Below are 21,245 nucleotides of genomic sequence, written 5' to 3' on the forward strand. Positions count from 1 at the left end.
CGGCCGGGTCGGGCTCAGCAGCCGGGCAGGCGCTCGGCCAGGTACCCCCGGACCTGGTCCAGCCCGACCCGGGCCTGGACCATCGTGTCCCGCTCGCGGACCGTGACCGCCTGGTCCTGCAAGGAGTCGAAGTCCACGGTGACGCAGTACGGCGTGCCGACCTCGTCCTGGCGGCGGTAGCGCCGGCCGACGGCGCCGGCGTCGTCGAAGTCGACGGTCCAGTACTGGCGCAGCTCGGCGGCCAGGTCCCGGGCCACCGGGGAGAGCTGCTCGTTGCGGGACAACGGCAGGACGGCCGCCTTGGTCGGGGCCAGCCGCGGGTCGAGCCGGAGCACCGTGCGCTTGTCCACCCCGCCCTTGGTGTTGGGGGCCTCGTCCTCGGTGTAGGCGTCGACGAGGAAGGCCATCAGGGACCGGGTCAGCCCGGCGGCGGGCTCGATGACGTAGGGCACCCAGCGCTCGTTCTTGCCCTGGTCGAAGTAGCTCAGGTCCTGCCCGGAGTGCTTGGTGTGGGTGGACAGGTCGAAGTCGGTGCGGTTGGCGATGCCCTCGAGCTCCCCCCACTCGCTGCCGGCGAAGCCGAACCGGTACTCGATGTCCACCGTCCGCTTGGAGTAGTGGGAGAGCTTCTCCGCAGGGTGCTCGTAGTGGCGCAGGTTCTCCCGGGAGATGCCCAGGTCGGTGTACCACCGGGTGCGGGTGTCGATCCAGTACTGGTGCCATTCCTCGTCGGTGCCGGGCTCGACGAAGTACTCCATCTCCATCTGCTCGAACTCCCGGGTGCGGAAGATGAAGTTGCCCGGGGTGATCTCGTTGCGGAAGGACTTGCCGATCTGCCCGATGCCGAACGGCGGCTTCTTCCGGGCCGAGGTCATGACGTTGGCGAAGTTGACGAAGATGCCCTGCGCGGTCTCCGGCCGCAGGTAGTGCAGCCCGGCCTCGTCCTCGACCGGGCCGAGGTAGGTCTTGAGCATCATGTTGAAGTCGCGCGGCTCGGTCCACTGCCCCCGGGTGCCGCAGTTCGGGCAGACGATGTCGGCCAGCCCGTGCTCGGCCGGGCGGCCCTTCTTCTCCTCGTACTCCTCGAGCATCTGGTCGGCGCGGAAGCGCTTGTGGCAGACCTGACACTCGGTGAGCGGGTCGGTGAACACCCCGACGTGGCCGGAGGCGACCCAGACCTCCCGCGGCAGGATGATCGCGGAGTCCAGCCCGACGACGTCGTCCCGGGAGGTCACCACCGCGCGCCACCACTGGCGCTTGATGTTCTCCTTCAGCTCCACGCCCAGCGGCCCGTAGTCCCAGGCGGACCGGGTGCCGCCGTAGATCTCCCCCGAGGGGTAGACGAAGCCGCGCCGCTTGGCGAGGTTGATGACGTTGTCCAGGCGGGAGGCTGCAGCCACTGATCACTCCGGTCTCGTGCTGACCCGCACCTGGCGGGTGCGGGAGGTCTGGGCAAACCTACCGGGCCGCGGGGAAGGTTCGGTGCGGCAGCCGGACGGCGGGCGCCCGGGACTACCCCGACGACGACGGTGTCCGCGCCTACCCCGCCCGACGGCGGGTGCCCCCGTAGACCCCGCCGACGGCGGGTACACCCGTACACCCCGCCGACGGTGGGTGCTCGGTTCTCCCTTGCCGGCAGCCGTGCCGGCGTTCGGGCCGACGGCGGCCGGTATCTGTCCCCGGTGCCGGCGCTCACCGCCGACGACCGCCGCCGCCAGGCGGCGCACGCGTCTCCGGGACGCCTTGACGCCCCCAGCAAGCAGTGCCACCGTCTGGCCCAGAAACATCATCACCGCGACGAAGGGGCCAATCATGAGGATCACATACGACAGAGACGCGGACGCGGCCTACATCTCGCTCGTGCAGAAGGTCGAGCCGGGAGAGGCGACCCGCCAGGTCCCCTTCATCGAGACGCCGAACAACGAGTCCCAGGTGACTCTTGATTTCGATGTCGAGGGCCATCTTCTGGGCATCGAAGTGCTCGTAGCGTCGCGGGCGCTCACGGCGGAATTGCTGGCTGAAGGTTCACCGGGATGAGATTTTCGGGCTCTTCGCAGTCGTGAACGTAGGCGGCCCCGGAACCCGCCGGCCTCGAGCAGGATCGGGCGATGTCGTGGGTGAGGTTGCGGAAGCCCAGGGCGGAGCGGCGCAGTTCGCGTCGCCCGTCGACCGTCTCGGTCGGGCCGTTGCTTATCCCTGCGCGGCCGACGCGGGCCGGGGTGCCGGTGGCCCGCTCGTGCAGAAGCCGGCACGACGTGCGCACGTCGGTCAAGGCGACGGGCCCACCGGTGCTGGCGCCGTCCGCGGTCACGAGCCGCTCGTGGTGGTTCTCGGATCGCCGCACCGGTGGGCAAGCGGCGACCAGCCCGATCCCGGTGCCGCGGTGACGATGCTCACCCTGACTGGGTTGACACCGATTCTCACCAAACTTGAGAATGTCTCTCATGAAGCGCCGTCTGTTGAGCGGGGCCGTGGCCCTCGCCGTCGCCCTGCCCCTGGCCGCCTGCAGCGCCGACGCGGCGCCGGACAGGAGCCCCGACGGCAAGCTCGAGGTCCTGGCGGCGTTCTACCCGCTGCAGTACCTCGCGCAGGAGGTCGGCGGGGAGCACGTGGAGGTCTCCTCGCTCACCCCGGCCGGCGCGGAGCCCCACGACCTGGAGCTCTCGCCGAACGACGTCACCCGGCTCTCCGGCGCCGGGGCGGTGCTCTACCTCTCCGGCTTCCAGCCCGCCGTCGACGACGCGGTCGCCCAGACCGAGCCGGAGCACGCGCTCGACGTCGCCGGCAGCGCGGACCTGCACGCGGCGGAGGACGGCGAGGACGACCACGCGGCCGAGGAGGACCACACAGCCGAGGACCACGCCGGCCACGACCACGGCAACCTCGACCCGCACTTCTGGCTGGACCCGGCCCGCCTCGCCCGGGTCGCCGAGGCCGTCGGCGAGGAGCTGGGCGCCGCCGACCCCGACAACGCCGACGCCTACGCCGCCGGCGCCGCCGACGTGCGCGAGCGCCTCCTCGGCCTCGACGCCGCCTACCGCGAGGGCCTCGCCCAGTGCCAGACCCGCACGATCGTCGTCGCCCACGAGGCCTACGGCTACCTCGCCGAGGCCTACGACCTCACCCAGGTCGGCCTGGCCGGCCTCGACCCGGAGACCGAGCCCTCCCCCGCCCGGCTGCGCGAGGTGGCCGAGGTGGCCCGCGAGGCCGGCACCACCACCATCTTCACCGAGTCCCTGGTCAACCCCGAGGTCGCCCAGACCCTGGCCGACGACCTGGGCCTGGCCACCGCGGTCCTGGACCCGGTCGAGGCGCAGGCGGACCCGGACGCCGACTACGCCGACGTGATGACCAGCAACCTCACCACCCTGCGCAGCGCGCTGGAGTGCGCATGAGCGCCGCCCCGCCGGTCCGGGCCCGCGACCTCGCCGTCGTCCTCGGCGGCCGCACCGTGCTGCGCGGGATCGACCTGACCGTCGGCACCGGCGAGATGGTCGCCCTGCTCGGCGCGAACGGCTCGGGCAAGTCCACCCTCGTCCGGGCGGTCCTCGGCACGCTGCCGGCGGCCCGCGGCACGGTCGAGCTGTTCGGTGCGGACGTGCGCCACCGCCGGCAGGTGCCCTGGCAGCGGGTGGGCTACGCCCCGCAGCGGGTCACCGCCACCGCCGGCGTCCCGGCGACGGCGCTGGAGGTCGTCGCCGCCGGCCTGCTGGACCACCGGCGGCTGCGCCCCGGCGCCGGCTGGCGGGACCGGGCCCGGGAGGCGCTGGACGAGGTCGGGCTGGCCGACCGCGCCGGGGAGAGCGTGCAGACCTTCTCCGGCGGGCAGCAGCAGCGCGTCCTGATCGCCCGCGCGCTGGTGCGCCGCCCGGACCTGCTCGTCCTGGACGAGCCGCTCGCCGGCATCGACCGCGGCTCGGCCGAGGCCCTCGCCGCCACCCTCACCGGGCTGCGCGAGCGGGGCACCACCCTGCTCGTCGTGCTGCACGAGCTCGGCGAGCTCGCCGGCCTGGTCCAGCGCGCCGTCGTCCTCCGGCACGGCCGCGTGGTGCACGACGGCGCCCCGCCCGCCCCCGCCGCCGGCCACGCCCACCCCGACCACGACCACGTCCACCCGCACACCTCCGCCGTGGACCTCGCGCACGTGGCCCCCGACCTGTCCGTGGAGTGGTGATGTCCACCCTCGCCCTCATGCTCAGCACCCCGCTCATGCAGCGGGCCCTGCTGGTCGCCCTGCTGGTCGGCCTGGCCGCCCCGGTGATCGGCACCTACCTCGTCCAGCGCCGCCTGGCCCTGCTCGGCGACGGCATCGGGCACATGGCCCTGACCGGGGTGGCCGCCGGCTGGCTGGTCGGCAACGCCGCCGCCCTCACCCCGCACGACGCGCTCGCCGTCCCCGGCGCCGCGGTGGCCGCCGTCGTGGGCGCGGTGCTGGTGGAGACCGTCCGGGCCCGCGGCAGGACCAGCGGGGACGTGGCCCTGGCCCTGATCTTCTACGGCGGGATCGCCGGCGGCGTGCTGCTCATCGGCGTCGCCGGGGGCACCTCGGCCAACCTCACCGGCTACCTCTTCGGGTCCGTCTCCACCGTGACGACGGCGGACCTGTGGCTGACCGTCGGGCTCGCCGTCGTCATCCTCGCGGTGGGCCTGGGGCTGCGGCCGGCGCTGTTCGCGCTGTGCCACGACGAGGAGTTCGCCCGGGCCAGCGGGCTGCCGGTGCGGGCCCTGAACCTGACCGTCGCGGTGCTCGCGGCGCTGACCGTGTCGGTGGCCATGCGGGTGGTCGGGGTCCTGCTGGTCTCGGCGCTGATGATCGTGCCGGTGGCCCTGGCCCAGCTCCTGGTCCGCTCCTTCCGGGCCACCATGGCGCTGGCGATGGTGGTCGGGGTGGTGGTGAGCGTGGTGGGGCTGTCGGTCACCTACTACGTGCCGCTCGCGCCGGGCGCCACGATCGTCCTGCTGGCCATCGCCGGCTACGCCGTAGCATCGGTGGTACGGCCGTTGCTCGGCCGTCCGGGGACCGGGCAGGACCCGCACCTGGACGTGGCCGACGACGTCGAGGTTGAGGAGGTCCGGTAGATGGTGCGGATGACGCGGCAGCGCTCGGCGGTCAGCGAGCTCCTCGGGCAGACCGCCGACTTCCGCTCGGCCCAGCAGCTGCACGAGTCGCTGCGGGCGGCCGGGGAGTCCGTCGGCCTGGCCACGGTGTACCGCACGCTGCAGGCCCTGGCCGACGCCGGCGAGGTGGACGTGCTGCGGGCGGACGACGGCGAGAGCCTGTACCGCCGCTGCGCCCGGCGCGAGCACCACCACCACCTGGTCTGCCGGGAGTGCGGGCGGACCGAGGAGGTGGCCGGGGAGGACCTCGAGCGGTGGGCCGCCCGCACCGCCGTCGAGCACGGGTTCGTGGACGTGGACCACACCGCGGAGATCTTCGGCACCTGCGCCGCGTGCGCGGCGCGGGCGCACCGCGAGGCGGCCCGTGCCTGACTTCCTCGCCTCCTGGCCCTTCTGGCTGGTGTTCGCCTTCATGTACTCCGGCGCCACCCTGCGGGGCCAGGCCACCTACTGGGTGGGGCGGGTGGTCACCGAGCAGACCCTCGCCCGGGTGCGGCCGCGGAGCGGGTGGGCGCTCCGGGCGCACCGGTGGCTGGCCGGGGAGGGCACCGAGCGCGGGATCGCCGCGATCCGCCGGTGGGGACTGGTCGTGGTGCCGCTGTCCTACCTCACGGTGGGCTTCCAGACCATGGTCAACGCCGGCGCCGGGGTGCTGCGGATCGGCTGGGGCCGGTACAGCCTCGCCCAGGTCCCCGGGGCGCTGGCCTGGGCGCTGATCTACTCCACGGTCGGCTGGGCGGTGTGGACGGCGGCCCTGGCCGCGGCGGCCGGCTCGCCGGCCGGGCTGGCGGTGATCCTCGCCGCCGCGGTGGTCGTCGCGGCCGTCGTGGTGCGCCGACGGCGACGGCGGCGGGCCGGCGACGACGCGCCGGTGCTGCTCGCGGACGCCGCGGAGCGGCCGGCGGGCGGCGGGCCCGGGGGCCGGTAGGCGGGCCTGACCCGCGCCGTCGTACCCGCGCTCACCCCGCCGTCGCCGGCCGGTCCACGGCGGCGCCGTAGCGGCGGTCCCGGCGGGCGTAGGTCTCCACCGCCCGCCACAGGGTGCGCCGGTCCACGTCCGGCCAGGCTTCCTCGACGAAGACCAGCTCGGCGTAGGCGGACTGCCAGAGCAGGAAGTTGGAGGTGCGCTGCTCCCCGCCGGTGCGCAGGAACATGTCCACGTCGGGCAGGTCCGGCTCGTCCAGGTGGCGTGCCACGGTCCGCTCGGTCACCCGGTCCGGGTCCAGCCGGCCCGCGGCCGCCTCCCGCGCGATGGCCCGGGCGGCGTCGGCGATCTCGGCGCGCCCGCCGTAGTTCACGCACATGGTCAGCGTGCACACGGTGTTCGCCCGGGTCTGCTCCTCGGCGCGCTCGAGCTCGGCGATCACCGAGCGCCACAGCCGGGGCCGGCGCCCGGCCCACCGCACCCGCACCCCCCAGGCGTCCATCTGGTCCCGCCGCCGGTGCAGCACGTCCCGGTTGAACCCCATCAGGAAGCGGACCTCCTCCGGCGAGCGCTTCCAGTTCTCCGTGGAGAAGGCGTAGGCGGAGACGTGGCTGATGCCAAGCTCGATCGCGCCGGCGACGACGTCCAGCAGCGCCGCCTCGCCGGCCTTGTGGCCCTCGGTCCGCGGCAGCCCGTGGGCGTTGGCCCACCGGCCGTTGCCGTCCATGACGACGGCGACGTGCCGGGGCACGAACCGGGCGTCGATCACCGGCGGGCGGGCGCCGGAGGGGTGCGGCGGCGGCGGGACGGGCGCCGTCATGCGCGTTCCACCAGCCGCAGGGACCGCAGCTGGCGCTCCAGGTGCCACTGGAGGTAGGCGGCCACCAGCCCGGAGACCTCCTTGCGGTGCCGGGGCGCGGCGGCGTCGGCCTCGGCCCAGTCCCCCGAGAGCAGGGCGCCGAGGAGGGACATCGTCTCCGGGGCGGGCGCCGCGGAGCCCGGCGGGCGGCACCGGTCGCACACCGCGCCGCCGACGGCGACCGCCCAGGCCCGGTGCGGGCCGGGCGCCCCGCACCGGGCGCAGTCGTAGCAGCTCGGCGCCCACCCGGCGACGGCGAGGGCGCGCAGCAGGTAGGAGTCCAGCACCAGGGTGGCGGCGTGCCGGCGGGTGGCCAGGGCGTGCAGCGCCCCGACCAGGAGGAGGTACTGCTGGGGGGCGGGCTCGCGCTCGACCTCGGTGAGCCGGACGGCCGTCTCGACCATCGCCGTCGCCGTGGTGTACAGGCCGTAGTCGGTGCCGAGGGAGCGGCCGTACGGGGCGATGGTGTCCACCTGGGTGACCGTGTCGAGGCTGCGGCCGGTGTGGAGCTGGACGTCGACGACCCCGAACGGCTCGAGCCGGGCGCCGAACTTGCTGGTGGTGCGGCGCACGCCCTTGGCGACGGCGCGGACCTGGCCGTGCTCGCGGGTGAGCAGGGTGAGGATGCGGTCGGCCTCGCCGAGCTTGTGGGTCCGCAGCACCACCGCCTCGTCCCGGTAGAGCTTCACCGGGCCATCATCTCAGGCCCGGCGCGGGGCACCCGCCGCCGCGCCGGGCCGGCGCAAGGGTCGCGATCGCCGTCGGGCAGCACGGCACCGGCCGCCGTCGGGCAGCACGGTCCGGCCGCCGTCGGCGTCAGCGCTGGGCGCGGTTGACCGCCGAGACGATGGCCTTGAAGGAGGCGGTGATGGTGGACGGGTCGATGCCCACGCCCCACAGCACCTGTCCGCCGACCTCGCACTCCAGGTAGGCCGCGGCGGTGGCGTCCCCGCCGGCGGAGAGGGCGTGCTCGGCGTAGTCCAGCACCTGCACGTCCACGCCCACCTCGTGCAGCGCCTTCAGGAAGGCGTCGATGGGCCCGTTGCCGGCGGCGGCCACCACCCGCTCGACCCCGCCGTCGACGAGGGTGACGGTGAGCACCGCGTCCTCGCCCTCCCCGGCCGTCGTGACGGTGGTGCCCTTGAGCTCGAACCGGCCCCACGGGCGCAGGCCCATCGCCGCGGTGTGCGGCAGGTACTCGTCGGCGAAGATCGACCACAGCTGCTCGGCGTCGATCTCCCCGCCGTAGGCGTCGGTGTGCCTCTGCACGATGCCGGACAGCTCGATCTGCAGCCGGCGGGGCAGGTCCAGGTGCCGGGTGGAGGAGAGCAGGTAGGCCACCCCGCCCTTGCCGGACTGGGAGTTGACCCGGACCACCGCCTCGTAGCTGCGGCCGACGTCCTTGGGGTCGATGGGCAGGTAGGGCAGCTCCCAGACGACGGTGTCCTCGTCCCCGCCGGCCGCGGCCACCTTCTCGGCCCGGGCCGAGAAGCCCTTCTTGATGGCGTCCTGGTGGGAGCCGGAGAAGGAGGTGTAGACCAGGTCCCCGCCGTAGGGGTGGCGGGGGTGGACGTCCATCTGGGTGCACGCCTCGACGGTGCGGCGCACCTCGTCGATGTCGGAGAAGTCGATCATCGGGTCCACGCCCTGGCTGAACAGGTTCAGCCCCAGGGTGACCAGGTCCACGTTCCCGGTCCGCTCGCCCTGCCCGAACAGGCACCCCTCCACCCGGTCCGCGCCGGCGAGCAGGCCCAGCTCGGCGGCGGCGACGCCGGTGCCGCGGTCGTTGTGCGGGTGCAGGGACAGGGCGACGTGCTGCCGGCGGGACAGGTGCCGGCTCATCCACTCGATCTGGTCGGCGTAGACGTTGGGGGTGGCCCGCTCGACGGTGGCCGGCAGGTTGAGGATGATCTCCCGCCCGGCATCCGGCTGCCACACGTCCATGACGGCCTCGCAGATCTCCAGCGCGAAGTCCAGCTCGGTGTCGACAAAGACCTCCGGGGAGTACTGGTACCCGAAGACGGTGTCCGCCTCGAGCACCTTCTCGGCGTGGGCGATCACCTCGCGGGTGCCGGCGACGGCGAGCTCGCGGGTGGCCTCCCGGCCGTTGCGGAAGACGAGGTCCCGGAAGACCGGCGCGGTGGCGTTGTACAGGTGCACGGTGGCCCGCGGGAAGCCGACCAGGGCGTCGACGGTGCGGTGGATGAGCTCGGGACGGGCCTGGGTGAGCACGGAGACCGTGACGTCCTCGGGGACCGCGTCGGTCTCGGCGAGGGAGCGGACGAAGTCGAAGTCGGTCTGCGAGGCGGCCGGGAAGCCGATCTCGATCTCCTTGTAGCCCATCCGCACGAGCAGGTCGAACATGCGCCGCTTGCGGGCGGCGTCCATCGGCTCGATGAGGGCCTGGTTGCCGTCCCGCAGGTCGGTGGACAGCCAGCGGGGGGCGCGGGTGGTGCGGCGGGTGGGCCAGGTGCGGTCGGGCAGGTCCACCGGGTTGGTGGCGACGAACGGGCGGTACTTGGCCACCGGCATGGTGGAGGGGCGCTGGGCGGTGATCTGGGCTGCGGTCTTCATCGGTCTTCCTCGTCGCGGGCGGATCTTGGCCGGGCACGACGAGCGCCGCGACGAGGAGCCGGCCTCAGGTGGCCTCGTCGCGGCGGCGAAGGAGCAGCCAGGGCTGCCGGGTGCGCACGGCAGGAGGTTAGCGCGCCGGCGGCGGGCCGTCACATGCCGCCCGCCGTGCGGCCGCCCACCGTACGGCCGCCGTCGGGCGGCAGCCGCCGGGCGGTCACCGTCGGGCGGTCGACGTCGGGCGGGCACCGTGCGGAGCTGACGGCGGTCGGCGTCGGTCCGCTCGCCGCACGTCTCCGTGCGGATGCCCCGCAGCACCGCGGTGACTAGGGTCACGACCATGGGGATTCAGGACAGCTCTGACCGCGGACCGGCCGAGCGGGTCGCGGACGCGGCGTCGTCGGTCGCGAAGACCGCCAAGAACGCGGCGAAGGAGGTGGCCGAGACCGTCCAGGACGCCGTCGGGAAGATCACGATCCCAGGCGCTCCCGGCAGCGAGCCGCCCACCGTCCAAGAACCCACCGAGCCGCGTGCGCCGCTGCCGGCGAAGCCCGACCAGCGGGCGCCGCGGCCGGTGTCGCCCACCGGCAAGGACGACCCCTCGGCGCCGGACGCCCGCGCCCAGGCGAGCACCTACCTGACGACGGCGCAGGGGCTGCGGCTGTACGACACCGACCACTCGCTCAAGGCGGGCCCGCGAGGACCGGTGCTGCTGCAGGACCACCACCTGCGCGAGAAGATCATGCACTTCGACCACGAGCGGATTCCCGAGCGCGTGGTCCACGCTCGCGGCACGGGAGCGCACGGCGTCTTCCGCTCGTACGGCAGCGCCGCCAGCATCAGCCGGGCAGCGTTCCTCGCCGAGGGGGTGGAGACACCCGTCTTCGTGCGTTTCTCCACGGTCGTCGGGTTCCGTGGCTCGGCGGACACGGTGCGCGACACCCACGGCTTCGCGGTGAAGTTCTACACCTCCGAGGGGAACTTCGACCTCGTCGGCAACAACATCCCGGTGTTCTTCATCCAGGACGCCATCAAGTTCCCGGACGTCGTCCACGCGGTGAAGCCCGAACCGGCCCGGGAGATCCCGCAGGCACAGAGCGCGCACGACACCTTCTGGGACTTCGTCTCGCTGCACACCGAAGCGCAGCACCACGTGATCTGGCAGATGTCCGGCCGCGGGATCCCGCACACCTTCCGGACGATGGAGGGATTCGGGATCCACACCTTCCGCATGGTCGCCGCAGACGGGCGCACCACGCTCGTGAAGTTCTTCTGGAAACCCAAGCTCGGCGCCCACTCGCTGGTGTGGGAGGAGGCGCAGCTCATCAACGGCGCCGATCCGGACTTCCACCGCCGGGACCTGTACGACGCGATCGAGTCCGGCGCCCTGCCCGAGTGGGAGCTGGGGGTCCAGACGTTCCCGGACACCGAGGACCAGACGTTCGAGGGGATCGACCTGCTCGACCCCACCAAGATCGTCCCCGAAGAGCTGGCCCCGGTGCAGCCGATCGGCCTGCTCACCCTGAACGCCGCCCCCACCAACTTCTTCGCCGAGGTCGAGCAGGTGGCCTTCCACCCCGGCCACCTGGTGCCCGGCATCGACGTCACGAACGACCCGCTGCTGCAGGGCCGCCTCTTCTCCTACCTGGACACCCAGCTGATCCGGCTCGGCGGCCCGAACTTCTCGCAGATCCCGGTCAACCGTCCGCACGTACCGGTCAACGACATGTTCCGCGACGGCTACCACCAGCACGCCGTCCACGCCGGCAACGCCCCGTACCGCCCGAACAGCATCGACGGCGGCTGCCCGTTCGTCATCGGCGCCGAGGGCGGCGGCTACGTCGAGGTGCCCGAAGCGGTGCAGGGCGTCAAGGAGCGGAGGTCGCCCGAGTCCTTCGCGGACCACTTCAGCCAGCCACGGATGTTCTGGCTGAGCATGAGCCCGGTGGAGCAGGAGCAGATCGTCGGCGCCTACGCCTTCGAGCTCGGCAAGTGCTACGAGCAGGCAGTCAAGGAGCGTCAGCTGATCGCGCTCGCCAGCATCGACCCGGTGCTGTGCCGACGGGTTGCCGAGCGGCTCGGTCTGCCCGCGCCCGAGCCGGCCGTGCCGCCGGCCGACGACGTGCGGCTCAGCCCCGCACTGTCCCAGGTGGGCAGGACATGGCCGACCGACGGGCGGCGGGTCGGCATCATCGCCGACGAGCGCTCCGACCTGGACGGCGTGCGCGAGGTTCGCCGGGCGGTGCACGCCGCCGGCATGACGCCGCTGGTCGTCGGCCCCCACGGCGGGATGCTGGCGGAGGACTCCCGCGACCCCTTCCCCGTCCAGCGCTCCTTCCTGACCGCCCGGTCGGTGGAGTTCGACGCGGTGCTGGTGACCGGTGCTCCGGCGCCCGCCGCGGACGCGTCGCCGGCGTCCGACGCGAAGGCCGCCGGGGTCGGGAGCCACGCCGATCCCTCGGCCGCCGCGCTCGACCCGCGCGTCACCATGCTCGTCGCCGAGGCCTTCCGGCACGCCAAGCCCATCGGCGCCTGGGGGGACGGCGGGTCCGTGCTCGCTCAGGCCGGCGCCACCGGTGCCGGCGTGGTGGTCCGCGAATCCGCGACCGCGACGCTCGAGCAGGTCCTGGAGCTCCTGAGGATGCACCGGGTCTGGGACCGGTTCCCCGTGTGAGCCACCCCACACCACGACGGCGATGCCGGCGCTCCTCCCACGGCTCACCCGGGCGCGCCGGGCGGCGATCACCGACCAGACCGGGCTCGGGGCGCACCAGCGCGGTGGGCATGGGTCCTCAGGGCGAGGACTGCGGCGGCACAGGCGGCGGCCTCGGGAACCCCCTCGGCGGCTGATCCGGCGGCAGTCGCTGAGCAGTGCCCTGCTGTGCCAGCCGAGGCCGGTGGCGGTCCCGTCACATGGCGCCCACCGTGCGGCCGCTGCGGGCGGTCGCCGTCCGAGCCGGTCACGGCTCGGGACGGTGGAGTCGTCGTAGCACCAGGGCCAGCTGGAGGCGCAGCCGTCCATGGGCCTCGGTGATCGGCCAGCCCAGGTATCGCTCGGCCCTGGCCAGGCGCTCCTGCAGGGAGGAGTGGTGGATCACCAGCCGCGCGGCGGCCGCCCGCCGGCTGGTCGTGGACGCGACGGCCTCCAGGGTGGCCAGCATCCACGGTGCGGCCGTGGCGGCCTGGTGCAGGGCGGTCTCGTCCGGGGTCAGCGGCGTGTCCGGGCCGACGTGCTGGGCCAGCAGGGCCAGCCCGCCCATCTGCTCGGCGTGCACGATCCGCGGGCCGGGATCGGCGGGGGTACCTGCGGCGGTGAGCCGCAGCGCCAGCCGTGCCCGGGCCCAGGAGGCGGGCAGGTCGAGCACCGGCACGGCCGGACCGATCCCGGCCCGGCCCGCCGGGGACGCGTCGGCAGACCCGTCCGTCGCCGCCTGGATGCGCACACCGGACCCCGGCAGGGCGACGGCCCGGGCCAGGCCGGTGAGCGGCAGCCGCAGCTGGTGCGCGGCGTGGCGCCGGATCCGCTCCGAGGCGCCGGCGTCGACGAGGACCTCGGCCCATTCGGTCTCGTCCGTCTCGCGGCGGTCCCGGCCGTGGGTACGGTCGAGGACCTCGAGGGTCAGGGCGGCGGCGCGCTCGAGCACGACCGCGTCGATGGTGCGCGCCGGCGGCATTCGTTCCAGCCAGAGCAGCGCCCCGTCCTCCCCGACCGTGGCGCTCAGCCAGCGGGGGTCCGGAGGGGTGGCGTCGTGGCGCGCCTGGCCGCGCTCGTCCACGCGCAGGCCAGTCCGGTGGTGGGGGTCCAGGAACCCGGCTGCCGCTCCGGTCAGGGTCACAGCACCGCGCACGACGGCCGGGAGGCCCGGGCGGGCGGCGGCGAGGGCGTCGAAGTAGGTGATCGCCCGCAGGGCCGCCCCTGCCTCCGGGTCCAGGGCGGAGAGCCGCAGGATGAGGTCCTTCACCGCTTCATCCTCTTCTCCCTGGTGCCCGCGCCACCAGGGTGGCCCACCACCGGGGGTGGGGGGCCACCCTGGCGGTGGGCTCCGGCTGGCCGTCAGGCGTCGAGCAGCCGCCGCAACCAGGCCAGGCGGGCCGCCTGCGTCTGCACGGAGATCGGTGCGGTCGGGACGAAGCCGTCGTACCCGTGGCACCCGCCGGGCCACACGTGCAGCTCGGCCACCCCGCCGGCGGCCCAGATGCGGGAGGCGTAGGCGACATCCTCGTCGCGGAACGTCTCGGCCGAGCCGACGTCGATGAGCGCCGGGGGCAGCCCGGACAGGTCGGTCGCCCGAGCCGGGGCCGCATAGGGAGAGACGTCCGGACCGCCGGCTGCCTGGCCCAGCAGGGCCGTCCACCCGGTCTCGTTGGAGGTCCGGTCCCAGATGCCCAGTCCGGCCATCTGATGCGCGGAGACCGTGTCGTTGCGGTCATCGAGCATCGGGCACATGAGCAGCTGGCCGAGCAGCGCCGGCCCGCCGCGGTCCCGGGCGAGCAGCGCGACCGCCGCGGCCAGGCCGCCTCCGGCGCTCGCGCCGGCGATGACGATCCGCCGGGGGTCCACCCCGAGCTCCTCGGCGTTCTCCGCCAGCCAGACCAGCCCGGCGTAGCAGTCCTCCACCGGTCCGGGGTGCGGGGTCTCCGGCGCGAGCCGGTAGTCCACCGACACCACTGCCAGGTTCAGCTCCTCGGCCCAGTCCAGGACCCCTGGCAGGCCCGTGCGGGCATCGCCGATCACCATGCCTCCGCCGTGGGTGTGGTAGATCGCGGCGACAGCCCCGGTCGCCGCGCTGGGGCGGCAGATGAGCACCGGCACCTCGGGCGCACCTGCGGGGCCGGGCACCCGCCGTTCCTGGACCTCGAAGGCCCCGCCGCGAGCCAGGTCCTCGTCCGAGGGCGGCTCCACCGTCAGGCCGCCCTGCCGCAGCGCCGGGAGGCTCTCGAGCGTGAAGGCATCCGGCGGGAGGGCCTGATGAATCAGTGGCAGAGCGGCGGCGACCTCCGGATCGAACGGTACGGGCGGGCCGATCTCTGCTGTGGAGACCGAGGTTGGTGGCAACGCCTTCGTCATGGAACACCCCTAGATCGACACTCCAGCGTCCGAGGTGACGCCGGTCACCCGACCATGGTGTCTCGGCTGCCCGGCGGCAAGCCGTCAGGCGGCGGGAAATGTCCGCCAGACGGCGGGGTGGATATTCCTGGAGCGTCCGTCGGATCGACGCTCAGCCTCGTTCTGCCGCGCTCTGACCCACGGCCACGGTATGAGGCGTATGCACGACAGCCATTGCTGACCGCGGAGCCCGCGACTTCTTCGGGATGCTCCTGGTGAGCACCACAAGATGCGGACCTCATCGGCGTTCGGGCCCTGCACGTTGCGATTGTTCGCCTGCTCAGGCCCATGCAGCAACAGGCCCGGGTCAGGAGGCCGTCGCGGTGCCCAGCGACGTGGCGCCGGAGAGGTCGCCGGCGGAGGCGAGCCCACCGGTCGTCTCGGCGTCGACGGTGCCGCCGACGAAGACCTCGTAGGTCTGGCCGGGCTCGAGGTCCGGGGAGGAGAAGACGAAGGAGGAGAAGTCCTTGGTGGATTCGAAGACGGCGACCGTGGTGCCGTCGTCGGCGACGATCTGCAGCACCGCTCCGGCCGGCTCGGTGCCGCCGAGCCGGAGCCCGAGCACCGCCTGGTCGCCGTCGGCGGGGGCCTGCGCCATGCCCGCGCTGCCGGCGGCGGCGAGCGTCCCGCCGCTGATGTCGAAGGTGCCCTGGACGTCGATCGCACCGTTCATCTCCTCGGTGGGGCCGCTGACGACGACGGTGCCGCCGCTCATCGTGGCGGTGCCGTTGGAGTCGACGCCGTCGCCGTCGGCGTCCATCACCACGGTGCCGCCGGTGATCGTCAGGCTGTAGTCGCCGACGGCGAACTCGTCCTGGCCACCGCCGCCGGGACCGCCCGCGCCTGGCTGGCCCGCGCCGGGCTGGCCCGCTGGGTCCTGCTGGCCAGAGCCGTCGTTGCCGCCGGCGACGTTGATGCCGTCGTCCGTGGTGGTGAGGGTGACGGAGCCGCCGCTGATGGTCATGTTCGCCGCCTCGAGCCCTTCGTACGCGCCGGGGATCGTCGTCGTGCCGCCGCTGACGGTCCTCGACGAGCGCCGTCATCCGCGCGGTCTCCGAGCGCACCTGGGCCATGGCCTGCCCGGCGCCCTCGGGCAGCCCGCCGGGCAGGCCCTGGACCAGTTCGGCGTAGCCGGCGATCGAGGCCAGCGGGGTCCGCAGCTCGTGGCTGGCGTCGGCGACGAACTGGCGCAACCCTGACCCTGACCCTGACCTCCGCCGACGACGCCGTCCACGCCGACGCCGACCTGACCTGCTCCTGCTGGCTCGGCTCGACTCCGGTCGGCCCCTCGACCACGCCCCGGTCGACCTGGCGCGGCTCGTCGTGGACGCGGTCGCCGACGCGCACGCCGCCGGACCGGAGCACACCTGGCTCCTCGACCTGCCCGACCTCGACGACGCGGGTGCCGCCGGCGGGGGCTGCGCGGGCAGCGCGGGCACCGCGGGCGCGGGCGCGGGCGGGACGGTCGTCGTCGGCGACGAGGACCGCCTGCGCCAGGTGCTCGCCAACCTCCTCGCCAACGCCCGGGTGCACACCCCCGCCGGGACCACCGCGACCACGACGGTGCGGCGGGCGGACGACCGCGTCGTCGTCTCGGTGCGCGACGACGGCCCCGGCATCCCCGCCGAGCTGCGCCCGACTGTTCCGGCGCTTCGCCCGTGGGGACACCACCGGCGCGTCCACGGGCGGGTCCACCGGCCCCGGCCTGGCGATCGTCGAGGCAGTGGTCCGCGCCCACGACGGCCGGGTCGACGTGGACGGCACGCCCGGGGCGACCACCTTCACCATCACGCCGCCGGGCGCGCCGCCGGTACCGGACGCCGGGGGCGGGGGCCGCGCCGGACGGGACGCCGGGGGTCCGGCCGGGCCGGGTCGTGCGGCGGGAGGCGGTTGAGGCCTCACCTCAGCTCCGTCGTGCTGTACCGCTCGAAGAGCCCTCTCGCGGAGGAGGAGAGGGGTAGCGTAGTACTCTGTAGTGCGTGAACGTACGAGTCGACTGGAGCAAGCGTGTCGACTACATCCGTGACCGGCACGGGGTCGAGCCACGCTGGGCCGACGAAGCCGTCAACGATGCGCACGCTGTATGGCTCGTTCCAGATCCCGCAAGCCGATCCCGCCGCTCGGTCCGGGTGATCGGCTACTCGGTCAGCGCGGGAACGCTGCTCACGGTCATTCTCGTCCAGGCTGCGGCCGACCCTGATGAGCCACCGGACGGTGACTGGTGGGGCACCAACGCTTGGCCAGCAAACCCGCGTGACCAAAGGGTCTATGGAGATGAGGAGTGATGAGCAAGATCGACGACCTGCTCGCCGAGGAGGGTGCGGCGGCAGAACAGGACGAGATCTCCGAGGAGCTCATGCAGGTCAATGCGACGCGACCGAATGCCGGGCGCGGCACTGTTGTATCGGTACGGCTGTCCGACGAGGAGCACGGGCGGCTGCAGCGGGCCGCACGCAAGGCCAACCTGCCGGTATCCACACTCATCCGCCTCTGGGCGCTCGACCGCCTGCACGCCGAGGAGCAAGAAGTGGGCGGGACCGTTGCGCAACGGCTCGAGCGGCTCGAGCGAGCGGTGTTCCAGCAACCTGCCTGACGGCACCTCGGCCAGCCGGGTCTGCCTCCGGGCCTCCGGGCACGGCCCGTCGTTACGGTGAGTGCCTGGGTGGCCGGCTGGCGGTGACCCGCTGCAGCAGCGAGGGGCGGCAATGGCCGACGTGGTTGTGATGGGCGTGGTCGGCCGCGACCTGGTGGTCGCGGTGGACCAGCTCCCGGCAGCCGGGGGTTCGGTCCCGGTGACGCAGCGCCTCGAGATGCTCGGCGGCGCCGCCAACCAGGCCGTCGCCTGCCGCCAGCTGGGCTGCTCGGCGGCGCTCCTCGGCGTCGTCGGCGCCGACGACGCCGGTGCGGCGGTCCTGCACCAGGCGCAGCGCGACGGGTTGGACGTCTCCGCCGTCGCACGGCGGGAGGGGGCGGACACCGCGCTGATGGTCGACGTCGTCACGGCCGACGGCGTCCGCCGGCTCTTCGAGCACGTCCCGCCCGCCGTGCTGACCAGGGCCGAGGACGTCCGCGCTGCGGCTCCGCTGCTGCGCTCCGCCCGGGCCGTGCTCGTCCAGCTCCAGCAGCCCCGTGAGGCCGTCCTGGAGACGGTCCGCACCGCGTCCGCCGCGGGCGCCCTCGTCGCCGCGGACGGCTCCCTGGAGGAGGACCGCTCGGAGGTGCTGGGGGTGGCCACGGTCGTCCGAGCCGACGAGACCGAGTCCGCCCGGCTCGTCGGGCGGTCCCTGGACGACGTCACCGACGTCGTGCGGGCAGCGCGGGAGCTGCTCGGCGCCGGGCCCGCCGTCGTCGCCCTCTCGGCAGGGAAGGCCGGCAACGTCCTGGCCTGGCGGGGCGGGCACGTCCTCCTGCCGCACCTCGGCGGCCCCCCGGTGGACCCGACCGGTGCCGGGGACGCGTTCCTCGCCGCCCTCGTCGTGGCGCTGCTGCGCGGGCACAATCCCGAGACCGCCGGGTGGTGGGCGTCGGCCGCCGCCGCGGCGACCGTGGCCCGGCTGGGCGGCCGCCCCGACCTCGATGCAGCGGCGGTGTCCCAGGTCGCGACGGAGAGCCGGACGGCGCGCGCCGGCGGCTGACGGTGCGCGAGCAGGCACGCCCGCCGGCTGTGGCCGATGGCCAGGAGCCAGTCACGCGAGCCCGTCGAGCGCCGTCACTTGTTGCCCGGTTCGTTCCGGCGGCTCCCGAACTCCGAGTGCCCGTTGGGGCACTTCGGGATCTTGTCGCCCTGGGTGACGTGGACCTTTGCGTCGCACTTCGAGCAGTAGAAGTCACCAGTCTTCTGCGCGGTCTCGCCGGCATGCGCGGCCATCGTCGCCTCCTCCTCACGCCTCCCCCAGTGCACCCCCGGGGCGCTGCCTCGCGCAAGGCGTGGCGATGGGCGGGATTCGGCGCACCGCCGGAACCGGACCCTCCCGCTGTGGCGGCGCAGCTCCTTGCGGCTGGTCGGGTCAGGCGGGTTCGTGAGTCCTTCCAGCCGGAGGGCCGAGGGCGCCCGGGCCGTCCGCGGTCGCGACGAGGTGGCGGCGGTGGCCGGTCCACCGTGCGCGCAGCCACCGGTCGTGCGAGGCGACGAGCACCGCGCCCGGGTAGTCGCCGATCGCGTCCTCGAGGGCGGTGACCAGCAGCAGCGACAGGTGGTTGGTGGGCTCGTCGAGCAGCAGGACGTCGGGCGGGTCGGCCAGGACGATCGCCAGGGCGAGCCGGCGCTGCTGGCCGAGGCTCAGCGCGCCGAGCGCCCGGTTCTCGTCCCGGCCGGCGATGAGCCCGAAGGCGGACAGCGGGACGCGGGCTGCGCGCTCGGTCCCGACGGCGTCGGCGTAGGCCTGCCGCACCGTGCGGGCGGGGCCGCGCCGGTGCGGGTCGGGGATGTCGATGCCCTGGGTGAGCAGACCGACCCGGGCCCCGGGCCGGGTGCTGACCTGCCCGCCGGTGGGCCGCAGCCGGCCGGCGAGCAGGTGGAGCAGGGTCGACTTCTCCACCTGGTGCATCTGACGCACCTACCAAGTGGAGGTGATCGGCATGAACGCCGAACTGAGGAAGCAGGAAGAGGAGCACGTCGTGGTCTACGTACGGGTCGCCAGGGCTCGCTCAGGAGACGACATTCGAGCCGAGCGACAGCGAGGACATTGCCTGGCGCTGTGCGGTCGGCTGGGGTACGAGCCCGACGAGATCGATGTGTACCAGGACGTCAATGCCGCGGCTCGTTCGGGGCGGACGCTCCCGGGGTTCGACGAGCTCCTGGCGCGAGTGCAGCCCCAGGGAGCCACCCAGATCCTGGCGTGGCACATCGACAGGCTCTGTCGAACCCCTGGGGCGTTGGCGAGCCTGGTCGCTCTGGCGAAGACACGGCCTGTGCGTGTCGAGACCGTTGCAGGCGCCCGGTTCGAACTCGGCACGTCCAAGGGTCGGCCGGAGGCCGGGCGACTGGTCGCGATCGCATCGACCGGTGCCAGGCCGATAGTCGGCATGACGGGCTCGCAGCGCACGCCTGGGGGCGATCGACATGGCCTCTAGGAACGGGCTCACGGGACAGACATCACTCCAGGAACAGGTGCTCGTCTACCTGCGCATTAGCGAGGATCGGACGGGCGAGGAGGCGGGCGTCGAGCGACAGCGCCATGACTGCCTTGCACTGTGCGAGCGACTCGGGCTCTTGGTGACGGTGGCCGACGTGTTCATGGACAACGACACCTCGGCCTACTTGAACAAGAAGCGTCCTGAGTTCGACAAGATGCTCGCGCGCATCAGGACTGGCCCGTCACGAGTGGTCGTGTGGCACGTCGACCGCCTCTATCGCCGCCCGCGGGAGCTGGAGGACTTGATCGACCTGGTGGAGTCACACCCGATTCGGATTGAAGCTGTCATGGGCGGGGCGTTCGATCTCAACACGCACGAGGGGCGACTCATGGCGCGCCAGCTGGTCGCGATGGCTGCGTACGAGTCCGGGCACAAGGCCGATCGCATTCGCCGAGCGAACCAGCAGAAGGCCGAGCGCGGAGACTGGCACGGAGGCCCCAAGTTCGGGTACGGGATCGGTGGCGTTCTGATTCCGGAGGAAGCTGCGATCGTGCGAGAGATGGCTGACCGGTTCCTCGCCGGCCAGTCGTTGCGATCCATCACCAAGTGGCTCAACGACGACTCCGGTGTCCCCTCCCCCAGGGCCGGCAAGGGAACTCTGGGCGTGTGGCACGCCACGACCGTGAAGTCGATCCTCGTGTCGGCACGAATCTCCGGGCAGCGCGCCTATGACCCGGGACGCAAGAATGGCGATGCCCCGAACGGCAGGGACATCCTCGGACCAGGCAACTGGACGGCGATCATCACACCCGAGGAGACATCCCGTATCCGCGCGATGCTCGGCAGCCCAGACCGGCGTGTAGGGGCATCCTCAGTCACACTCCTGTCCACGATCGCCAGATGCGGGAAGTGCGGCGCAGGTCTTGTCTCTGGCCGACACCGGCGAGGATCAGGGGGCACGGGACCGGCGAAGCGGTTCTACTACCGGTGCATGCCGGTTCCGGCATATCCCGAGCGCGGCGGGCTCACCGTATCGGGACCGGGACTCGAAGAGCTGGTCACGGAAGCGGTGATCGCGCGACTCGCGGTCACCAAGCTCCCTGCCCCGTCGGCGACTGCAGGTGGTGTGGTCGAGGAAGCGATGAACCGTATCGTGGCTGCCCGCAGTCGGATGGAGGATCTCGCGCGCGACTACGGAGCGGGCATTCTCAGTCGTGCCGAGTACTCCGCCGCTCGCGTAGCGGCGCAGGGCGCGGTGCATGATGCCGAGCTCACCATCGGGAGGGTGAACACGGGCAGCGCTCTCAAGGGTCTTCCGATCGGTGACGAGACGGCGCTGCGACGGGCGTGGGCGCACGAGTGGTCGGTGCCGCAGAAGCGAGCGATCTTGACCTCGCTGATCGACGAGCTCGTGGTTCACCCCGATCCGAACTGCGGATCTCGGTTCCGACCGGAGCGAGTCGCTCTCACCTTCAAGGCCTGAGCCCACGCAAGAAGGCCCGCCGCAGTCTGTTGACTGCGGCGGGCTTCGTTTCGCCTGCGCCCGCCTCATCCCGGATGTTCGGACAGCTCCCGCAGCCGGGACAGGA

At 73.3% G+C, this 21,245-nt stretch carries 22 protein-coding genes and 3 pseudogenes; 14 read left to right on the forward strand and 11 right to left on the reverse strand.

The annotated features are described in order from the left end of the window. Window positions 1–14 precede the first annotated feature (14 nt). A complete protein-coding gene (locus tag MF406_RS11040) occupies window positions 15–1,400 on the reverse strand; it encodes a glycine--tRNA ligase (RefSeq protein WP_242893275.1) in 1,386 nt (461 codons plus the stop codon). 412 nt (window positions 1,401–1,812) lie between these two features. Between MF406_RS11040 and MF406_RS11045 the strand changes: the two genes are divergently transcribed. After that, window positions 1,813–2,037 (forward strand): DUF2283 domain-containing protein, encoded by a 225-nt coding sequence (locus MF406_RS11045; RefSeq protein WP_242893278.1) that lies wholly within the window; start codon window positions 1,813–1,815, stop codon window positions 2,035–2,037. 17 nt (window positions 2,038–2,054) lie between these two features. Here the strand turns inward: MF406_RS11045 and MF406_RS19115 are convergent. Further along, a pseudogene (locus tag MF406_RS19115) lies at window positions 2,055–2,197 on the reverse strand (ISL3 family transposase); the annotation flags it as partial. Window positions 2,198–2,444: 247 nt separating this feature from the next. On the opposite strand from MF406_RS19115, the gene MF406_RS11055 reads away from it, so the two are divergent. Genes MF406_RS11055 through MF406_RS11075 form a run of 5 tightly spaced genes read left to right on the forward strand, consistent with a single transcriptional unit; the run spans window position 2,445 to window position 6,046 of the window. Continuing rightward, window positions 2,445–3,395 (forward strand): metal ABC transporter substrate-binding protein, encoded by a 951-nt coding sequence (locus tag MF406_RS11055; protein WP_242893280.1) that lies wholly within the window; start codon window positions 2,445–2,447, stop codon window positions 3,393–3,395. Continuing rightward, window positions 3,392–4,174, forward strand: coding sequence for a metal ABC transporter ATP-binding protein (locus MF406_RS11060; RefSeq protein WP_242893283.1), 783 nt, complete (start codon window positions 3,392–3,394; stop codon window positions 4,172–4,174). Before MF406_RS11055 ends, MF406_RS11060 begins: the two co-directional genes overlap by 4 nt. Continuing rightward, window positions 4,174–5,079: a metal ABC transporter permease gene (locus MF406_RS11065; RefSeq protein ID WP_242893286.1), complete on the forward strand. Its 906-nt coding sequence runs from the start codon at window positions 4,174–4,176 to the stop codon at window positions 5,077–5,079. The genes MF406_RS11060 and MF406_RS11065 overlap by 1 nt, the downstream gene beginning before the upstream one ends. Beyond that, window positions 5,080–5,490: a Fur family transcriptional regulator gene (locus tag MF406_RS11070; protein ID WP_242893289.1), complete on the forward strand. Its 411-nt coding sequence runs from the start codon at window positions 5,080–5,082 to the stop codon at window positions 5,488–5,490. Further along, complete coding sequence (locus tag MF406_RS11075) at window positions 5,483–6,046, forward strand: DedA family protein (RefSeq protein WP_242893292.1); 564 nt, start codon at window positions 5,483–5,485, stop codon at window positions 6,044–6,046. The genes MF406_RS11070 and MF406_RS11075 overlap by 8 nt, the downstream gene beginning before the upstream one ends. A 31-nt stretch (window positions 6,047–6,077) precedes the next feature. On the opposite strand, the gene MF406_RS11080 is transcribed toward MF406_RS11075, so the two are convergent. The 3 genes from MF406_RS11080 to leuA all read right to left on the reverse strand — a co-directional run bounded on the left by MF406_RS11080 (window position 6,078) and on the right by leuA (window position 9,476). After that, window positions 6,078–6,863, reverse strand: a complete 786-nt coding sequence (locus MF406_RS11080; protein ID WP_242893295.1) for an isoprenyl transferase — start codon at window positions 6,861–6,863, stop codon at window positions 6,078–6,080. Beyond that, entirely contained in the window at window positions 6,860–7,591 is a 732-nt protein-coding gene (gene recO, locus MF406_RS11085) for a DNA repair protein RecO (RefSeq protein ID WP_242893296.1), read from the reverse strand. The genes MF406_RS11080 and recO overlap by 4 nt, the downstream gene beginning before the upstream one ends. A gap of 127 nt (window positions 7,592–7,718) precedes the next feature. After that, a complete protein-coding gene (gene leuA / locus MF406_RS11090; RefSeq protein WP_242893298.1) occupies window positions 7,719–9,476 on the reverse strand; it encodes a 2-isopropylmalate synthase in 1,758 nt (585 codons plus the stop codon). A 337-nt stretch (window positions 9,477–9,813) separates the two neighbouring features. Here leuA and MF406_RS11095 point away from each other — a divergent pair, with 337 nt between their 5' ends. After that, window positions 9,814–12,147, forward strand: coding sequence for a catalase (locus MF406_RS11095; protein WP_242893300.1), 2,334 nt, complete (start codon window positions 9,814–9,816; stop codon window positions 12,145–12,147). A gap of 286 nt (window positions 12,148–12,433) precedes the next feature. Here the strand turns inward: MF406_RS11095 and MF406_RS11100 are convergent, their stop codons facing one another. From MF406_RS11100 to MF406_RS11110, 3 genes are all read right to left on the reverse strand, one after another. Next, complete coding sequence (locus tag MF406_RS11100) at window positions 12,434–13,435, reverse strand: helix-turn-helix domain-containing protein (RefSeq protein ID WP_242893303.1); 1,002 nt, start codon at window positions 13,433–13,435, stop codon at window positions 12,434–12,436. Window positions 13,436–13,527: 92 nt separating this feature from the next. Then, entirely contained in the window at window positions 13,528–14,541 is a 1,014-nt protein-coding gene (locus MF406_RS11105) for an alpha/beta hydrolase (protein WP_242893306.1), read from the reverse strand. A 346-nt stretch (window positions 14,542–14,887) separates the two neighbouring features. Continuing rightward, the gene (locus MF406_RS11110; RefSeq protein ID WP_242893309.1) at window positions 14,888–15,544 is read right to left on the reverse strand and encodes a carbohydrate-binding domain-containing protein; all 657 of its coding nucleotides are present in this window, start codon (window positions 15,542–15,544) and stop codon (window positions 14,888–14,890) included. Between MF406_RS11110 and MF406_RS11115 the strand changes: the two genes are divergently transcribed. Continuing rightward, the gene (locus tag MF406_RS11115) at window positions 15,537–15,779 is read left to right on the forward strand and encodes a hypothetical protein (RefSeq protein ID WP_242893310.1); all 243 of its coding nucleotides are present in this window, start codon (window positions 15,537–15,539) and stop codon (window positions 15,777–15,779) included. The two genes, MF406_RS11110 and MF406_RS11115, sit on opposite strands and share 8 nt — an antisense overlap. Here MF406_RS11115 and MF406_RS11120 read toward each other — a convergent pair. Continuing rightward, window positions 15,663–15,947 (reverse strand): annotated as a pseudogene (locus MF406_RS11120) (histidine kinase dimerization/phospho-acceptor domain-containing protein); the annotation flags it as partial. The gene MF406_RS11115 and the pseudogene MF406_RS11120 overlap by 117 nt on opposite strands. Between MF406_RS11120 and MF406_RS11125 the strand changes: the two are divergent. From MF406_RS11125 to MF406_RS11140, 4 genes and pseudogenes are all read left to right on the forward strand, one after another. Beyond that, window positions 15,829–16,474 (forward strand): annotated as a pseudogene (locus MF406_RS11125) (sensor histidine kinase); the annotation flags it as partial. The pseudogenes MF406_RS11120 and MF406_RS11125 overlap by 119 nt on opposite strands. A gap of 85 nt (window positions 16,475–16,559) precedes the next feature. Beyond that, complete coding sequence (locus MF406_RS11130; RefSeq protein WP_242893312.1) at window positions 16,560–16,865, forward strand: hypothetical protein; 306 nt, start codon at window positions 16,560–16,562, stop codon at window positions 16,863–16,865. After that, window positions 16,865–17,173, forward strand: a complete 309-nt coding sequence (locus MF406_RS11135; RefSeq protein ID WP_242893315.1) for a hypothetical protein — start codon at window positions 16,865–16,867, stop codon at window positions 17,171–17,173. The genes MF406_RS11130 and MF406_RS11135 overlap by 1 nt, the downstream gene beginning before the upstream one ends. A gap of 112 nt (window positions 17,174–17,285) precedes the next feature. Continuing rightward, a complete protein-coding gene (locus MF406_RS11140; RefSeq protein WP_242893318.1) occupies window positions 17,286–18,215 on the forward strand; it encodes a PfkB family carbohydrate kinase in 930 nt (309 codons plus the stop codon). 74 nt (window positions 18,216–18,289) lie between these two features. Here the strand turns inward: MF406_RS11140 and MF406_RS11145 are convergent, their stop codons facing one another. Both MF406_RS11145 and MF406_RS11150 read right to left on the reverse strand, forming a co-directional pair. Then, complete coding sequence (locus MF406_RS11145; RefSeq protein ID WP_242893321.1) at window positions 18,290–18,481, reverse strand: zinc ribbon-containing protein; 192 nt, start codon at window positions 18,479–18,481, stop codon at window positions 18,290–18,292. 106 nt (window positions 18,482–18,587) lie between these two features. After that, window positions 18,588–19,127: an ATP-binding cassette domain-containing protein gene (locus MF406_RS11150; protein WP_371744661.1), complete on the reverse strand. Its 540-nt coding sequence runs from the start codon at window positions 19,125–19,127 to the stop codon at window positions 18,588–18,590. A gap of 31 nt (window positions 19,128–19,158) precedes the next feature. Between MF406_RS11150 and MF406_RS11155 the strand changes: the two genes are divergently transcribed. Together MF406_RS11155 and MF406_RS11160 are read left to right on the forward strand one after the other, a co-directional pair. Next, window positions 19,159–19,653, forward strand: a complete 495-nt coding sequence (locus MF406_RS11155) for a recombinase family protein (protein ID WP_242893323.1) — start codon at window positions 19,159–19,161, stop codon at window positions 19,651–19,653. A gap of 37 nt (window positions 19,654–19,690) precedes the next feature. Continuing rightward, complete coding sequence (locus tag MF406_RS11160) at window positions 19,691–21,139, forward strand: recombinase family protein (protein ID WP_242893325.1); 1,449 nt, start codon at window positions 19,691–19,693, stop codon at window positions 21,137–21,139. Window positions 21,140–21,245 lie beyond the last annotated feature (106 nt).

It is taken from the genome of Georgenia sp. TF02-10, assembly GCF_022759505.1.
Lineage (GTDB): Bacteria > Actinomycetota > Actinomycetes > Actinomycetales > Actinomycetaceae > TF02-10.

Coding starts and splice junctions, on each gene's coding strand:
- MF406_RS11045 (WP_242893278.1), top strand. CDS start 1,813: ATGAGGATCACATACGACAGAGACGCGGACGCGGCCTACATCTCGCTC.
- MF406_RS11055 (WP_242893280.1), top strand. CDS start 2,445: ATGAAGCGCCGTCTGTTGAGCGGGGCCGTGGCCCTCGCCGTCGCCCTG.
- MF406_RS11060 (WP_242893283.1), top strand. CDS start 3,392: ATGAGCGCCGCCCCGCCGGTCCGGGCCCGCGACCTCGCCGTCGTCCTC.
- MF406_RS11065 (WP_242893286.1), top strand. CDS start 4,174: ATGTCCACCCTCGCCCTCATGCTCAGCACCCCGCTCATGCAGCGGGCC.
- MF406_RS11070 (WP_242893289.1), top strand. CDS start 5,080: ATGGTGCGGATGACGCGGCAGCGCTCGGCGGTCAGCGAGCTCCTCGGG.
- MF406_RS11080 (WP_242893295.1), bottom strand. CDS start 6,863: ATGACGGCGCCCGTCCCGCCGCCGCCGCACCCCTCCGGCGCCCGCCCG.
- leuA (WP_242893298.1), bottom strand. CDS start 9,476: ATGAAGACCGCAGCCCAGATCACCGCCCAGCGCCCCTCCACCATGCCG.
- MF406_RS11095 (WP_242893300.1), top strand. CDS start 9,814: ATGGGGATTCAGGACAGCTCTGACCGCGGACCGGCCGAGCGGGTCGCG.
- MF406_RS11105 (WP_242893306.1), bottom strand. CDS start 14,541: ATGACGAAGGCGTTGCCACCAACCTCGGTCTCCACAGCAGAGATCGGC.
- MF406_RS11115 (WP_242893310.1), top strand. CDS start 15,537: ATGGTCATGTTCGCCGCCTCGAGCCCTTCGTACGCGCCGGGGATCGTC.
- MF406_RS11110 (WP_242893309.1), bottom strand. CDS start 15,544: ATGACCATCAGCGGCGGCTCCGTCACCCTCACCACCACGGACGACGGC.
- MF406_RS11135 (WP_242893315.1), top strand. CDS start 16,865: ATGAGCAAGATCGACGACCTGCTCGCCGAGGAGGGTGCGGCGGCAGAA.
- MF406_RS11140 (WP_242893318.1), top strand. CDS start 17,286: ATGGCCGACGTGGTTGTGATGGGCGTGGTCGGCCGCGACCTGGTGGTC.
- MF406_RS11150 (WP_371744661.1), bottom strand. CDS start 19,127: ATGCACCAGGTGGAGAAGTCGACCCTGCTCCACCTGCTCGCCGGCCGG.
- MF406_RS11155 (WP_242893323.1), top strand. CDS start 19,159: ATGAACGCCGAACTGAGGAAGCAGGAAGAGGAGCACGTCGTGGTCTAC.